The sequence below is a fragment of the Aestuariivirga litoralis genome (genome assembly GCF_003234965.1).
Classification (GTDB): domain Bacteria; phylum Pseudomonadota; class Alphaproteobacteria; order Rhizobiales; family Aestuariivirgaceae; genus Aestuariivirga; species Aestuariivirga litoralis.
In genome coordinates, this window is the sequence record NZ_QKVK01000005.1 from 62,281 (window position 1) to 77,538 (window position 15,258).

9 protein-coding genes are annotated in these 15,258 nt (G+C 67.1%); 2 read left to right on the plus strand and 7 right to left on the minus strand.

Annotation, left to right across the window (positions count from 1 at the left end; translation table 11 throughout):
- Nucleotides 1-10: 10 nt before the first annotated feature.
- Both DK847_RS11870 and DK847_RS11875 read left to right on the plus strand, forming a co-directional pair.
- Nucleotides 11-1,156 carry an acyl-CoA dehydrogenase family protein gene (locus tag DK847_RS11870; protein ID WP_111198737.1) on the plus strand — a complete coding sequence of 382 codons (1,146 nt, stop codon included), beginning with the start codon at nucleotides 11-13 and terminating at the stop codon, nucleotides 1,154-1,156.
- Nucleotides 1,156-1,971: an HTD2 family dehydratase gene (locus DK847_RS11875; RefSeq protein ID WP_111198738.1), complete on the plus strand. Its 816-nt coding sequence runs from the start codon at nucleotides 1,156-1,158 to the stop codon at nucleotides 1,969-1,971. Before DK847_RS11870 ends, DK847_RS11875 begins: the two co-directional genes overlap by 1 nt.
- Here the strand turns inward: DK847_RS11875 and DK847_RS11880 are convergent.
- The 7 genes from DK847_RS11880 to DK847_RS11910 form a co-directional block, all read right to left on the minus strand.
- A complete protein-coding gene (locus tag DK847_RS11880; RefSeq protein ID WP_111198739.1) occupies nucleotides 1,928-2,512 on the minus strand; it encodes an NUDIX domain-containing protein in 585 nt (194 codons plus the stop codon). The genes DK847_RS11875 and DK847_RS11880 overlap by 44 nt on opposite strands.
- Nucleotides 2,509-6,102, minus strand: coding sequence for a glycogen debranching protein GlgX (gene glgX / locus DK847_RS11885; RefSeq protein WP_111198740.1), 3,594 nt, complete (start codon nucleotides 6,100-6,102; stop codon nucleotides 2,509-2,511). Before glgX ends, DK847_RS11880 begins: the two co-directional genes overlap by 4 nt.
- Complete coding sequence (locus DK847_RS11890; RefSeq protein ID WP_111198741.1) at nucleotides 6,099-7,715, minus strand: alpha-D-glucose phosphate-specific phosphoglucomutase; 1,617 nt, start codon at nucleotides 7,713-7,715, stop codon at nucleotides 6,099-6,101. Before DK847_RS11890 ends, glgX begins: the two co-directional genes overlap by 4 nt.
- 5 nt (nucleotides 7,716-7,720) lie before the next feature.
- A complete protein-coding gene (gene glgA / locus DK847_RS11895) occupies nucleotides 7,721-9,151 on the minus strand; it encodes a glycogen synthase GlgA (protein WP_111198742.1) in 1,431 nt (476 codons plus the stop codon).
- On the minus strand, nucleotides 9,148-10,410 hold the full coding sequence (gene glgC, locus DK847_RS11900; RefSeq protein WP_111198743.1) for a glucose-1-phosphate adenylyltransferase: 1,263 nt from the start codon (nucleotides 10,408-10,410) through the stop codon (nucleotides 9,148-9,150). Before glgC ends, glgA begins: the two co-directional genes overlap by 4 nt.
- A 175-nt stretch (nucleotides 10,411-10,585) precedes the next feature.
- Complete coding sequence (glgB, locus tag DK847_RS11905; protein ID WP_111198744.1) at nucleotides 10,586-12,781, minus strand: 1,4-alpha-glucan branching protein GlgB; 2,196 nt, start codon at nucleotides 12,779-12,781, stop codon at nucleotides 10,586-10,588.
- A 15-nt stretch (nucleotides 12,782-12,796) separates the two neighbouring features.
- Entirely contained in the window at nucleotides 12,797-15,241 is a 2,445-nt protein-coding gene (locus DK847_RS11910) for a glycogen/starch/alpha-glucan phosphorylase (RefSeq protein ID WP_111198745.1), read from the minus strand.
- Between the last annotated feature and the right edge of the window lie 17 nt (nucleotides 15,242-15,258).

The following is a 15,258-nucleotide window of genomic DNA, read 5'->3' on the forward strand; positions in this document are numbered from 1 at the left end:
TCCTCAACCCATGATGCATGACGACATTCGCGCCTCCGTCGCCAAGTTGTGCGAGGCCTATCCCGGCAGCTACTGGCGCGCGCTGGACCGCGACCGCGCCTATCCGGCGGCTTTCGTGGCGGAGCTGACGCGCGCGGGCTTCCTCGCTGCGCTCATTCCGCAAGCCTATGGCGGCTCCGGCCTGCCGCTCGGCGCCGCCGCGGCGATCCTCGAGGAGATCCAGGCCGCAGGCTGCAACGGTGCGAGCTGCCATGCGCAGATGTATGTGATGGGCACGCTGCTTCGCCACGGCAGCGAGGGCCAGAAGCGCAAGTACCTGCCGCGCATCGCATCCGGCGAGCTGCGCCTGCAGGCCTTCGGCGTCACCGAGCCCGGCAGCGGCACCGACACGGCCTCGATCACCACGACAGCGCGGCGTGACGGCAATCGCTACATCATCAGGGGCGCCAAGATCTGGACCAGCCGGGCGGAGCATTCCGACCTGATGATCCTGCTCGCCCGCACCGCGCCGGTCACCGAAGGCATGAAGCGCACTGCGGGCCTCTCCGTCTTCCTGCTCGACATGCATGAGGCGAAGCAGAACGGCTTGAGCATCGCGCCCATCCGCACCATGATGAACCACGCCACCACCACGATCACCTTCGACGACGTGCCGGTGCCCGCGGAAAACCTCATTGGCACGGAGGGCGAAGGCTTCCGCTACATCCTCTCCGGCATGAATGCCGAGCGCATCCTGATCGCCGCCGAATGCGTGGGTGACGCGCGCTGGTTCATCGCCAGGTCCACGGCCTATGCCAAGGAGCGCGTGGTCTTCGGCCGCCCCATCGGCCAGAACCAGGGCATCCAGTTTCCCATCGCCAGGGCCTATGCCAACATGCGCGCCGCCGGCCTGATGGTGGCGGAGGCGCTGCGCAAGTTCGAGGCGGATGAACCCTGTGGCCCCGAGGCCAACATGGCCAAGATGCTGGCGGCCGATGCCAGCTTCGAGGCTGCCAACGTGGCGATCCAGACCCATGGCGGCTTCGGCTTCGCCGAGGATTTCGACATCGAGCGCAAGTTCCGCGAAACGCGGCTCTACCAGGTGGCGCCCGTCTCCACCAATCTCATCCTGTCTCATCTCGCCGAGCATGTGCTCGGCCTGCCGAGGTCCTACTGATGGAAGACTTCACGGATTGGATCGGCCGCAGCGCCACGCGCATCGACACGCTCACCCAGCGCCTGTTCGACAAGTACCATGCGACGATGGCGCCCTTCCTGTTCGAGCCGGGAGATCGCATTGCGCCCCCTGGCCTGCATTTCGGCCTGGCGCCGGTGACGCCCGAGGCGGAAGAGACCGGCCCCGATGGCGCCGAACTCAAGGGCCTGTTCCTGCCGCCCATTGCGCAGCCGCGCCGCATGTGGGCAGGGGGCTCCATCGAGACGCTGCGGCCCTTGCGCCATGGCGCGCTGGTGATCCGCACCTCGACCATCACCCGGATCGAGGCCAAGCAGGGCAGCAGCGGGGCCATGCATCTCGTTTCGGTCGAGCATGACATTGCCGATGGCAACGGCACCGCCATCCGCGAACGCCAGGACCTCGTCTTCCGCGATCCGCCGGCGGGCGGCGTGCCGCCCCTCGGGCCGCCGCAGAAGATCGCCGCCGAATGGCAGGTCGATGCCACGCCGCTGCTGCTGTTCCGCTTCTCGGCCTTCACCTTCAACGGTCACCGCATCCACTATGATCTGCGCCACGCCCAAGCGGAGGGCTACCCGGACCTGCTCGTCCATGGCCCCCTGCAGGCGGCGCTGATGCTCAACCTCGCGGCCGACAAGCTGGGCTATGTGCCGCAACGCTTCGATTACCGCTGCCTGGCCCCGCTCTTTGCCGGTGCCCGCTTCGGCGTCACATGGGACAGCGGCACGCTGCGCGTCCTGCGCAGCGACGGCGTCACAACGGCGGAAGGCCAAGTTCGCGCTCGAGGAACAGGCTGAGCATCACCGTCTTGGCATCGATGATGCGCCCCTCCTGCACCAGGCGGCGCATCGCGTCGAAGGCCATTTCGAGAACCTCGATGTCCTCGCCCTCATGCGCCTCCCCGCCACCAGCACCCACGCGCGCATCGTGGTCGTAATCGGCAATGAACAGCGACAGGCGCTCGGTCACCGCGCCGGGCGTCATGTAAACCGTGGTCATGAAGCGCAGGTTGGCGAGGCGAAAGCCCAGCTCCTCCTCCGCCTCGCGCTTGGCGCATTGCGCCGGGTCATCGCCATCGAGAAGCCCCGCACAGGCCTCGATCAGGAAGCCGTCATGGTCGTGGAGATAGGCGGGCAGGCGGAACTGCCGCACCAGCAGCACCGTGCCCCGCCTCGCGTCATAGGGCAGCACCGTGGCGCCATGGCCATGGTCATGCACCTCGCGCTCCAGAACGTCCTCCCGGCCATCGCTGCGCTGGTAGCGGATGGTATAGCGGTCGAGCTTCGCCCAGCGGTGCGACAGCGGTTCCACCTTGTCGATCACCACGCGGCGCTTCATGCCTCTCGCTCCTGCTTCACGGCGTCCAGAATGCCACGCGCCAGCGGGCCCTGCGCCAGTTCCTCCACCGGCACCTGCACGCGGCGGCGCCAATTGGGCCATTCGCGGTCGGTGCCGGGCACGTTCAGCGGGTCGCGCTCGCCCGCCAGGTCATCGGCCTGCACCAGCATGATCTGCGCCGGCGTGCCGGCCACGAAGCGGTGGGCCGCGGCGCTCGCCGCAAGGTCATCTTCCCCGGCATATCCGGTGCGCGCGCCCAGCAGCCGCTCCTCCTCCCGCCGTTCCGCCTTGCGCGCGGCCGCCTCCGCCGCATCGATCTGGCCGATGGCCTGCGCGATCTCGATGTCGCGCCCGGCGCGCCAGCCCATGAAGGTGGGCAGGTCATGCGAGGCGAGGCAGGCCAGCGCCCGCTGCGGATAGGCCTCCGCGGGCTTGAAGCCGGCACCCTCGCGCTCGAACCACAGCACGCGGTAGGAGAAGATCTTCGCCGCCGCGAGCCTCTCGCGCAGGCCGCCCGGCACCGTGCCGAGGTCTTCGCCGACCACGAGGCAGCGGTGGCGCCGGCTTTCCATGGCCGTCACCGCAAGCAGTGCATCGAGGGGAAAGCGCACATAGGCGCCGAAGCGGCCTTCCGCTCCCTCCGGCACCCAGAATTGCCGCGCCAGGCCCAGCACATGGTCGATCCGCAGGGCCGCGGCGTGGCGCATGCTGGCGGCAATGACGCGGCGTATCGGCTCCATTCCAAGGGCATCGAGCGCAAGGGGCGAAAAGGGCGGCAGGTTCCACACCTGCCCCGCCGCCGAGAACGGGTCCGGCGGCGCGCCGATGGATACGCCCCGGGCGAAGGCCGCAGGGTTGGCGGCAAGCTCGCCGCCATCGAAGGCGCAGCCGAGGGCGAGGTCGCCATAAAGGTTCCCGTGCCGCGCCGCCTCCGCCAGCTGCCCATCCGCCACCCATTGCAGGAAGGCGCGATAGGCGATGCGCTGTGGCGTCGGCTGCTCGCCCATGCGCAGCGCCTCGAAGCGGCCATGCGCCGCCAGCTGTTCGCCGCCCGCCGCCACGAAGGCGTCGAAGGCCGGGCTTCCGGGAAATTCCGCGAAGGCGCTCTCCAGCAGCCGCGCCTTGGCCTCCCACACTGCGGCATAGTCGACCAGCGGCAAGGCATCGAACCGTGCGAAGGCGGCGCGTGCGTCGCGCGCCAGCGCCGCCGTCCGCGGCAGCGCCAGCCCGGACAGCAGTCTCTCGATCGAGATGTAGATCGGGTCGACGTAATGCCGGTCCGACGGCTGGTAGGGGCTCGCCCGGCTGCGGTCGGACGGAAACATGTGGTGCAGCGGATTGAGCCCCGCATGGCGCCCGCCGATGCGCGCGGTCAGCGCCGCGAAATGCTGCAGCGTGGCAAAGTCGCCGATGCCCTCGCTGTTCCCATGCCGCAGCGCATAGAGGTGCGATGCCAGCCCGAACACCTTGTCGCCCGACGCGATGTCGTCGGGCACGAAGCAGGTGCCGGGACTGGTGATCACCGGCCTCGGCCGCGCCAGCACCGCCTGCGCGTGCTCGATGTCGTCTCCCGTCGCGAAGCCGAGCCCCATCGCGGAGAGCAGCGCGCGCTGCGTCTCGAGGCTGACGCGGTGGTGCGTGCCATCGACCTCCCACCACTCGGGTTCGATGCCCGCCGCCACGGCCAGCGCCGCGACCTCGGCATCGGCAACACCCTGCGACGCGATGCGCTCCTCGGCGAAGACGCAGACGGAGCGCGCGGGCAGTTCCTCGCCTCCTGCCGAGCAGAACAGCCGCGTCCACCGCCGTCCCTCGCGCTTCGGCAACACCAGTGCACGCGCCTCGCCGCGGTTGAACACCAGCGCCAGCCGCCTGGCGCCCGCGGTGAGCAGAAGCCCCAGCACCGTGGCCTGCGCATCCTGCCAGTCCATGCCAGCACCATCGGCGCCGAACCACTGCGCCGTGTCCTGCGTCAGGAAGTGATCGGCAAGGAACGGCGAAAGCGCCCGGCGCAGATGGACCAGGGCGGCGGTGAAGCCGATGAGCCGCTCGTCGGCGCGGGCCCAGTCCAGCCAGGTGATCTCGTTATCCTGCGCATAGGCATTGTTGTTGCCGCCCTGGCTGCGGCCGAACTCGTCGCCCGCGGTGAGCATCGGCGTGCCGCGCGACAGGAACAGTGTCGCCAGCAGCGCGCGGGCGTCACCGCCTGGCCAGGAGGGCTCATGCGCATTGCCGTCGCGGTTGTCCTCGCCATTGGCATGATTGTCCTTCGCGGCATAGGTCACGCAGTCGTGCAGCGTGAAGCCGTCATGCGCCGCGATGAAGTTGATGCCGGCCGACGGAGGCCGGTGCTGTCCGCCGAAGATGTCGGAGGATCCGGCGATGCGCGTGGCGAAGCCCCCGGCTCCTGGGTCGCCCCGCCAGAAGCGCCGCACCTCGTCGCGGTAGCGGTCGTTCCACTCCTGCCAGCGCGGCGGGAAGTGCCCGAGCTGGTAGCCGCCGGGCCCCACGTCCCAGGGCTCGGCGATCATGGTCAGCCGCGACAGCAGCGGGTCCTGCTCGATGGCCGCGAGCAGCGGCGCCCGCGGAGAAAAGCCGGATGCCGTGCGGCCCATCACCGTCGCGAGGTCGAAGCGGAAGCCGTCGATCCCCGTGCGCATCGCCCAGCTGCGCAAGCTGTCCATGGCGAGCTGCATCACCGCAGGCTCATCGAGGGCCAGCGTATTGCCGCAGCCCGTGTCATTGATCAGCACCTCGCCCGCGCGCGCGTAGTATAGCGCCTCGTCCAGCCCGCGCAGCGACAGGGTGGTGCCGTAGACGTCGCTCTCGCCCGTATGGTTCAGCACCACGTCCAGCACCACGCGGATCCCCGCCGCATGCAGCGCGTCGACGGTGGCACGGATTTCCGCGAGGCCCCCGGGCGCGAGGCGTGGATCGGGTGCGAGGAAGCTCACCGGATTGTAGCCCCAGCTGTTGGACAGCCCCAGCGCCGGCAGGTGCCGTTCGTCGATCCAGGCGGCCAGCGGCATCAGTTCCACCGTGTCGGCGCCGAGCCGCTTCAGGTGCTCGATGATCACCGGCTCCGCCAGTGCCGCCACCGTGCCGCGCTTCTCCGGCGGCACATGCGGGTGCAGCATGGTGAAGCCGCGCACCGGGATTTCATAGATGAATTCCGGCCGCTGCGGCGGCAGCGCCTGAGCGTCAGCAGGCACGTGACCGGCAATCGCCTTGGGCACGAGGTGCTGCGTCTCCACCCCGCGCTGCATCAGCTCCGGCAGGTGCCGGAAGGCGCCGGTGAGCTGTGTCGCATAGGGGTCGAGCAGCAGCTTCTCGCGGTCGAAGCGAAGTCCCCGCTTCGGCGCCCACGGCCCCTCGGCACGAAGCCCGTATCGCGTGCCCTCGATCAGCCCCGGAACGACGCCATAGTGCACATCGCCCAGGCGCTGCGTCAGCGGCACCCGCGCCACCTCCGCCCCGCCCTCGAAGAGCGACACGAACACCCGCTCCGCGTGGCGCGACACCACGGCGGCGTTCGCGCCCTCGGCCGAAGGCGTCACGCCGAGCGGAAAGGGTCGGGCTGCGTCTGTCAGGTGATCACCGTCGGCGCGGCGCGGCCGGTGCGTTGTTCGATTTCGGCGATGGAGCGCGACAGCGCGATCAGGTCGGAGAGTGCCTGTTGCGTCTCGACCCCATGAAAGCCGGCATGCGGCTCGTAGCGCTCGATATAGACGCGCAGGGTCGCACCCGCCGTGCCGGTGCCCGACAGGCGATAGATGATGCGTGAGCCGTCGGCGAAGATCAGCCGGATGCCCTGCTTCGTGGTGCGTGAGCCGTCGACCGGGTCGTCATAGGCGAAGTCATCCGCCGTTGCGATGCCGTTCTGCCCGGCGAGCGATGGCAGCTTCTCGCGCAGCGCCTGCATCAGCCCGTTGGCAGCCTCCGCGTCGACCTCTTCGTAGTCGTGGCGCGAATAGAAGTTCCGCCCGAACGCCGCCCAATGCCCCGTCACGATATCGGCAACGCTCTCGCGCCGCTTCGCGAGGATGTTGAGCCACATCAGCACCGCCCACAGTCCGTCTTTTTCGCGCACATGGTTCGAGCCCGTGCCGAAGCTCTCCTCGCCGCACAGCGTCGCCATGCCGGCATCGAGCAGGTTGCCGAAGAACTTCCAGCCCGTCGGCGTCTCGTAACAGCCGATCTTCAGCTTCTCCGCCACGCGGTCGGCGGCACAGCTCGTCGGCATGGAACGCGCGATGCCGGAAAGGCCTTGTCGATAGCCCGGCGTCAGCGTCGCATTGGCCGCGAGGATCGCAAGCGAGTCGGATGGTGTCACATACATGCCGCGCCCGATGATCAGGTTGCGGTCGCCATCGCCATCGGAGGCCGCACCGAAATCCGGCCCACCCTCCGGCATGACGAGGTCGACGAGTTCCTTGGCATGGACCAGGTTCGGGTCCGGGTGGTGCCCGCCGAAATCCGGAAGCGGTGTCCCGTTCATCACCGTGCCCTTCGGGAAGCCCAGCATGTCCTCGAGGATGCGCTGCGCGTATGGCCCGGTGATCGCCCCCATGGCGTCGAATTTCATGGTGAAGCCGGTGGCGATCAGCGCGCGGATCGCATCGAAGTCGAACAGCGCCTGCATCAGCTGCGCATAATCGGTGACGGGGTCGACAACCTCCACCACCATGCTGCCCAGTCGGGTCTCGCCGATGCGGCCGAGATCGACATCCGGCGATGTGGTGATGCGATAGCTGCTGATCGTCTTCGTCCGCGCGTAGATCGCGTCGGTCAGCTTCTCGGGCGCCGGCCCGCCATTGCCCGCATTGTACTTGATGCCGAAATCGCCATCCGGCCCGCCGGGATTGTGGCTCGCCGAAAGGATGATGCCGCCGAAGGCCTTGTACTTGCGGATGAGGTTCGAGGCCGCAGGCGTGGAGAGCAATCCGTTCTGCCCCACCATCACCCGGCCGAAACCATTGGCCGCCGCCATGCGGATTGCCGTCTGGATGACGTCCTTGTTGAAGTAGCGGCCATCGCCGCCGATCACCAGCGTCTGGCCCTGGAAGCCTTCGAGCGAATCGAAGATCGACTGGATGAAGTTCTCCGCATAATGCGGCTCGGCAAACACGGGCACTTTCTTGCGCAGGCCCGATGTGCCGGGCTTCTGGCCCTCGAAGGGCGTGGTGGCGACGGTGAGGATCATGTGACTCAGGCCTTCACGAGATTGCGGTAGAGCTGGGCATAGGCCGCGGCACTGCGCGCCCATGAAACGTCCTGTTCCATGCCGCGCTTCTGCAGCCCGCGCCACAGTTTCGGGTTGGCATGGCACTCGGCAACACGGCCCAGCGCATGTTCCAGCGTCGCCTCGTCGACGGGTGCGAACTGGAAGCCGGTGGCAACCTCCGCCTGCAAGGCGGCATCATTGGCGTCGATCACCGTGTCGTTGAGGCCCCCGGTGCGCGCCACCACCGGCACGCAGCCATAGCGCAGGCCATAGAGCTGCGTCAGGCCACAGGGCTCGAAGCGCGATGGCACGAGGATGGTGTCGGCTCCCGCCTGCATCAGGTGCGACAGGTCCTCGTCATAGCCGACGATGATGCCGATCCGTCCGGGGTGCCGCAGGGAGGCCTCGAAGATCGCATTCTCGATCGCCGTCTCGCCGGTGCCCAGCAGTGCCAGCCTGGCACCCGTCGCAACCAGGGCATCGAGGCTCGCGGCGAAGATGTCCATGCCCTTCTGCCAGGTCAGCCGGCTCACCACGCCATGGATGAGGCCGTCGCCGGGCTCCAGCTTGAAGCGCGCCTCGAGGGCCCGCTTGTTGGCCTCGCGCTTCTTCAGGCTCCTCGCCCCATAGGTCTGGGGAATGCGCCTGTCGCTCTCCGGGTCCCACACATCGGTGTCGATGCCGTTGACGATGCCGCGCAGCACGTTCCGCCTGGCGCGCAGCAGCCCGTCGAGCCCCATGCCATATTCCGGCGTGCAGATCTCCTGCGCATAGGTCGGGCTCACCGTGGTGATCGCATCGGCTGTCGCAAGTCCGCCCTTCAGGTAGCCGACATTGCCGTAATACTCGACGCCGTCGATGGCGAAGGCCTGTTGCGGCAGGCCCAGCAGGCCGAACACCGTGGCCGGGAACTGGCCCTGGAAGGCGATGTTGTGCACCGTCATCACGCTCCTGGGGCCGCCGAGGAAGCGCGTATAGACGGGGCCGAGGGCCGCCTGCCAGTCATGGCAGTGCAGCACGTCGGCGCGGTAACGCGGGTTGATGCCGCCAGCGACCTCGGCCGCCGCCCTGGCCAGCGCGGCGAAGCGCTGCGCGTTGTCCGGCCAGTCCTTGCCGTCCTTGCCGAGATAGGGGTTGCCCGGCCGGTCGAAGAGATGCGGCGCATCGATGGCGATGATGTCGAGGCCATGGGCCGTGCCGCGGATCAGCTGTGCGGGGCCGCCGAAGAGATCGGCATAGGCATGGAAAGCCGCTGGCCTTTCCAGCGCCGCCATCACGGCCGGATATCCGGGCACGATGGTGGTCACCGCAACACCCTGCTGGCCGAGCGCCGCCGGCAGCGCGCCGGTCACATCGGCCAGCCCGCCGGTCTTCACCAGCGGAAAGAGTTCGGACGCGGCAGAGAGAACCTTCATGACGTCAGGCGGTCGATCATCGGCTGGGTGATGAGGCAGATGCCGCTCGCCGTGCGGCGGAAGCGCTTGGCGTCGAGCTCCGGGTCCTCGCCGACGACGAGGCCCTCGGGGATGCGCACGCTGGTGTCGATCACCACCTTCTTCAGGCTCACATTGCGCTCGATGTGGACGGACGGCAGCACCACCGCCTCCTCCAGCGACGAGAAGGAATTCACCCGCACATTGGGCGACAGCATGGTGCGCTTGATGGAAGCCCCCGACACGATGCAGCCGCCGGAGACCAGCGAGGCCACGGCGGAGCCGCGCCGCCCCTCGAGGTCATGCACGAACTTGGCGGGCGGTGTCACCTCGGAGTAGGTCCAGATCGGCCATTCGGTGTCATAGAGGTCGAGTGCGGGCAGGGTCTCCGTCAGGTCGATGTTGGCCTCCCAATAGGCATCGACCGTGCCGACGTCGCGCCAGTAGGATTCCGTCTCGTATTCGGAACGCACGCAACTCGCAGTGAAGCGGTGCGCCACCGCCTTGCCGTTGGCGACGAGGAAGGGAATGATGTCCTTGCCGAAGTCGCGGCTCGAAGCGGGGTTCGCGGCATCCTCGCGCAGCCATTGCGCCAGTTTCGCCGTCTCGAACACATAGATGCCCATCGAGGCCAGCGCCATCTCCGGGTTGCCGGGAATGGCCGGCGGGTCCTTGGGCTTTTCCACGAAGGCGGTGATGCGGTCCTGCTCGTCCACCGCCATCACGCCGAAGCCCGTCGCTTCCATGCGCGGCACCTCGAGGCAGCCGATGGTGACGTCGGCGCCGGAGTTGACGTGCTGCTGCAGCATCAGCTCATAGTCCATCTTGTAGATGTGGTCGCCGGCCAGGATCACCATGTATTGCGGGCCATAGCTCAGGATGATGTCGAGGTTCTGGTACACCGCGTCCGCCGTCCCGGCATACCACTGGTCCTCGGAAACGCGCTGCGAGGCGGGCAGGATGTCGAAGCTCTCGTTGCGCTCGGGGCGGAAGAAGTTCCAGCCGCGCTGCATGTGGCGGATCAGGCTGTGCGCCTTGTATTGCGTCGCGACCCCGATGCGCCTGATGCCCGAATTGAGCGCGTTCGACAGTGCGAAGTCGATGATGCGCGACTTGCAGCCGAAGGGCACGGCGGGCTTGGCGCGCCGGTCGGTCAGCTCCATCAGCCGGCTGCCGCGTCCGCCCGCCAGCACATAGGCCATCGCATCGCGCGCCAGCGGTCCTGTCCGTCTCTGTGCCATGGCCGTCCTCCCTCTGCGTCCATCTTGTCATCCCCTCCCCCTTGTGGGGAGGGGCAGGGGTGGGGGTGATGCCGGACCGTTCTCCACGAAGGTCTGCCACGTGGCGCGACCCCCACCCCCACCCCTCCCCGCAAGGGGGAGGGGGACGAGGTGGGAAGAGCCTGATCCTGCGTCCCTATCCATCCTGCATGAAATACAAGGTTGCGAGCGGAGGCAAGGTCACGATTGCCTGTGCGGGCTTGCCGTTCAGCGGCTCGGGCTCGGCCACCACCGCCCCCATGTTGCCCATGTCGCTGCCGCCATAGATGTGGGCATCCGTGTTGATCAGTTCGCGCCAGCGCCCGGCCACGGGGAAGGGCAGGGCATAGCCCGTCCGCGGCACGGGGGTGAAGTTGCTCACCACCACCACGATGGGGTGCCCGTCTCCCGAATGGCGCGCCCAGGCGAAGACGGAGTTTTCCTTGTCATCCGCCGTCAGCCATTCGAAGCCCTCGGGCTCGCAGTCGCGCGCATGCAGTGCCGGCGTGCCGCGATAGACATGGTTCAGGTCGCGCACCAGCGACTGCACGCCATGGTGCGGCGCGTGTTCCAGCAGGTTCCAGTCGAGGCTCCGTGCCTCCGACCACTCGCCCCAGGGTGCGAATTCCTGCCCCATGAACAAGAGCTTCTTGCCGGGATATCCCCACATGAAGGCGTAGTAGGCGCGCAGGCTGGCGAATTTCTGCCACGCATCGCCCGCCATCTTGTTCAAGAGCGAGCCCTTGCCATGCACCACCTCGTCATGGGACAGCGGCAGCACGAAATTCTCCGAGAAGGCATAGAGCAGCCCGAAGGTCAGCTCGTTTTGGTGGTGCTTGCGGTGAATGGGCTCCCGCTTCAGGTAGGAGAGCGTGTCATGCATGAAGCCCATGTTCCACTTGAAGCCGAAGCCGAGGCCGCCCGCACTGGTGGGCTTCGACACGCCGGGAAAGGCGGTCGATTCCTCCGCGATGGTCACGATGCCGGGGTTCTGCCCATAGGCCTCGTGGTTCACGCGTTGCAGGAAGGCGATAGCCTCGAGGTTCTCGCGCCCGCCATGCTCGTTGGGAATCCACTCGCCCTCTTTCCGCGAGTAATCGAGATAGAGCATCGAGGCCACGGCATCGACGCGCAAGCCATCGACGTGATAGCGCTCGAGCCAGTAGAGCGCGTTGTTGAGCAGGAAGGACGAGACCTCGCGCCGTCCGAAATTATAGATCGCGGTGTTCCAGTCGGGGTGGAAGCCCTGCCGCGGGTCCTCGTGCTCGTAGAGTGCGGTGCCGTCGAAGCGCGCCAGGCCATGCTCGTCGGTCGGGAAATGGGCGGGCACCCAGTCGAGGATCACGCCGATGCCGGAACGGTGCGCCCTGTCGACGAAGCGGGCAAAACCCGCCGGGTCGCCGAAGCGCGAGGTCGGCGCATAGAGCCCCGTCGGCTGGTAGCCCCAGGACGGATCGAACGGGTGCTCGCTGACCGGCAGCAGCTCGATATGGGTGAAGCCCATCTCGGTCACATAGGGGATCAGCGTGTCGGCCAGCTCCTCATAGGTGAGGAAGCGCCCGTCATCCCAGCGCCGCCAGGAACCGAGATGCACCTCGTAGATCGACATCGGCGCGCGCCGCTGGTCGATCGTCCGGCGGCGGTCGAGGTAGCCCTTGTCTTCCCACTGGAAATTGTCGGTGCGCGCCACCTTCGAGGCCGTCTTGGGCCGCATCTCGGCCGAGAAGCCGAAGGGGTCGCTCTTCAGCGGCAGAAGCTTTCCTGCGCTGTCGAGCAGTTCGAACTTGTAGCACTGCCCCTCATGCGCGCCGGGGATGAAGATTTCCCACACGCCCGTGTCGCGCCGCTTGCGCATCACATGGCGCCGCCCGTCCCAGCCATTGAAGTCGCCGACCACGGAGACGCGTGAGGCATTGGGCGCCCAGACCGCGAAATGCACCCCCTCGTGTCCCTCGTGCCGCATCGGGTGGGCGCCCAGCCGGTCATGGAGGCGCAGGTGGTTGCCCTCGCCGATGTAATGGTCATCGAGCGGCCCCAGCACCGGTCCCAGCAGATAGGGGTCGATCACCGTCCAGCTGCCGCCTTGATTGCGCGCGAGGTAGCCCAGCGTCTGGCGGCCGGACACCGGCAGCGGGCCCTCGAAGAAGCCTGCGGCGTGCCGGCGCGGCAGCCAGACGAGCCGCTTGCCGTCCCTGTCGAGGACTTCCAGTTCTTCGGCCCCCGGCACGAAGGCGCGGGCCACCCACTCCGTGCCGGCCTCATGCAGGCCGAGCACCGCGAAGGGGTCACCGTGTCGACCCGATACGATGGCCTCCACCTCGGCGGCGGGCAGTGTCCAGTCCGGGTCGGCCATGGGTCGTCCGCCTCCTTAAGGGGTGGGCACGGTCCAGATGTCGCGGGCATATTCCCGGATCGTCCGGTCGGACGAGAACCAGCCCATGTTCACCGTATTGAGGATCGACTTCTCCGTCCAGTCCTGGGTCCGCCGCCACAGTCCGTCGACCGCGCGCTGCGCTGCGGCATAGGCGTTGAAGTCGGAGGCCACCATGAACCAGTCGCCATGGGTGATGCTGTCGACGATGGGCCGGTAGCGGTTTGCATCGCCCGGCGAGAACACGCCGGAGCCGAGTTGGTCGAGCACGATCCGGAGCTCCGGAACAGCATCCAGAAGTGCAACAACATCAACGCCAATGCGACGTCTTTCATCAACTTCCGCAGCCGTCAGACCGAAGATGAAGATGTTGTCGGAGCCCACATGCTCCAGCATCTCGACGTTCGCACCATCGAGCGTGCCGATGGTGAGCGCGCCATTGAGGGCGAACTTCATGTTGCCTGTGCCCGAGGCCTCCATGCCGGCGGTGGAGATTTGTTCCGACAAATCGGCCGCGGGAACAATGACTTCGGCGAGGCTCACATTGTAGTTCGGGATGAACACGACCTTGAGGAGATCGCGGATGTCCGGGTCGTTGTTGACGACCTGCGCCACGTCGTTGACCAGCTTGATGATGAGCTTCGCCTGCGCATAGCTCGCCGCCGCCTTGCCTGCGAAGATCTTGACGCGCGGCGCCCAGGGTCGCTCCGGGTGGGCGCGGATCGCGTTGTAAAGAGCGATTGTTTCCAGGATGTTGAGCAGCTGGCGCTTGTATTCGTGGATGCGCTTCACCTGCACGTCGAACATCGCTGCCGGATCGACCTTCAGTCCCATCCGCGCCGAGATGAGGTTGGCGAGCTCATCCTTGTTGTGCCGCTTGATCGCGGCGAAGCGCTGCTGGAACGCGGCATCCGATGCAAAGCGCGCCGCTTTCGTCAGAACCGTGGCATCATCCATCACATTGGCGCCGACGGCATCGTTCAGGAGTGCCGTAAGCTGCGGATTTGCCTCGAGAAGCCAGCGCCTGGGCGTGATGCCGTTGGTCTTGTTGTTGATGCGGCCGGGGTAGAGTTTGTTCAAGTCGCGGAACACGCTCTGCTGCATCAGTTCGGTGTGGAGCGCGGAGACGCCATTGATCGAATGCGCGCCGACGAAGGCAAGCTGCCCCATGCGCACCCGGCGCCCGTTATGCTCGTCGATCAGGGACACGGAGGCGAGAAAGTCATCGCTGGAAAAGTTGCTCTTCTGTGCATCCGCGATGAGTTTTGCGTTGATGCCGTAGATGATCTGCATGTGCCGCGGCAACACGTGTTCGAAGAGGTGGACGGGCCAGCTCTCCAGTGCTTCCGGCAACAGAGTGTGGTTGGTGTAGCCGATCGCCGCCCTGGTGATCTCCCAGGCCTGCTCCCAGTCCAGCCCATGATGATCGACCAGGATGCGCATCAGCTCGGCGACCGCCACCGCGGGGTGGGTGTCGTTGAGTTGGATCGCCACCTTGTCCGCCAGCAGCCGGATGTCGTCATACTGCTGCATGTGGCGGCGGATGATGTCCTGCAGCGAGGCGGAGGTGAAGAAATACTCCTGCCTCAGCCGCAGCTCCTGCCCCGCCGGCGTTGAATCGGCGGGATAAAGGACGCGGGTGATGATCTCCGCCTTGTTGCTCTCCGACAATGCCGCCGCATAGTCGCCGCTGTTGAAGGCATCGAGGCGGATGGGGTCCGGGGCGCGCGCCGTCCAGAGCCTCAGCGTGTTCACCCGCCTGCCGCGCCAGCCCACCATGGGCGTGTCGCAGGCCGACGCGATGAGCTTCTCGGCCGGTTTCCAGCGCCGCTGGTGGCGGTTGTTCTGGTCGATGCCGGGCACCACCTGGCCGCCGAAGCCGATCTCGTAGGCGGCCTCGCGGCGCGGGAATTCCCAGGGGTTGCCGTGCTCGAGCCAGTTCTCCGGCAGTTCAACCTGCCAGCCATCGGTGATCTTCTGGCGGAACAGGCCGTGATTGTAGCGGATGCCATAGCCATAGGCCGGGATGTCGAGGCTCGCCATGCTCTCCATGAAACAGGCGGCGAGACGGCCGAGGCCGCCATTGCCCAATGCCGCATCGGGCTCCAGTGCCTCGACGAGGTCGATGTCGACGTTGAGCCCGGCGAGCGCCTCGGTGAAAGCGGCGGTGAGTTGCAGGTTGCTCATCGCATCGCGCAGCAGGCGCCCCACCAGGAACTCCAGCGACAGGTAATAGACGCGCTTGGACTTGGCCTGGTAGGCGCGCTTGGTCGACTCCATCCAGCGGTCGATGATCCGGTCACGCAGTGCCAGGATGGTGGCGTTGAGCCAATCATGGCGCTTGGCCACGGCGGGGTCCTTCCCCACCGAATAGGCGAGCTTCTCGAGGATTTCGGCGCGGATCGTCTCGGGGTCGGTGCCGCGCGGGGCTGGCTTGATCATCTGTCGCTCTCGGGTCC

Coding starts and splice junctions, on each gene's coding strand:
- DK847_RS11870 (WP_111198737.1), top strand. CDS start 11: ATGATGCATGACGACATTCGCGCCTCCGTCGCCAAGTTGTGCGAGGCC.
- DK847_RS11875 (WP_111198738.1), top strand. CDS start 1,156: ATGGAAGACTTCACGGATTGGATCGGCCGCAGCGCCACGCGCATCGAC.
- DK847_RS11880 (WP_111198739.1), bottom strand. CDS start 2,512: ATGAAGCGCCGCGTGGTGATCGACAAGGTGGAACCGCTGTCGCACCGC.
- DK847_RS11890 (WP_111198741.1), bottom strand. CDS start 7,715: ATGATCCTCACCGTCGCCACCACGCCCTTCGAGGGCCAGAAGCCCGGC.
- glgA (WP_111198742.1), bottom strand. CDS start 9,151: ATGAAGGTTCTCTCTGCCGCGTCCGAACTCTTTCCGCTGGTGAAGACC.
- glgC (WP_111198743.1), bottom strand. CDS start 10,410: ATGGCACAGAGACGGACAGGACCGCTGGCGCGCGATGCGATGGCCTAT.
- glgB (WP_111198744.1), bottom strand. CDS start 12,781: ATGGCCGACCCGGACTGGACACTGCCCGCCGCCGAGGTGGAGGCCATC.
- DK847_RS11910 (WP_111198745.1), bottom strand. CDS start 15,241: ATGATCAAGCCAGCCCCGCGCGGCACCGACCCCGAGACGATCCGCGCC.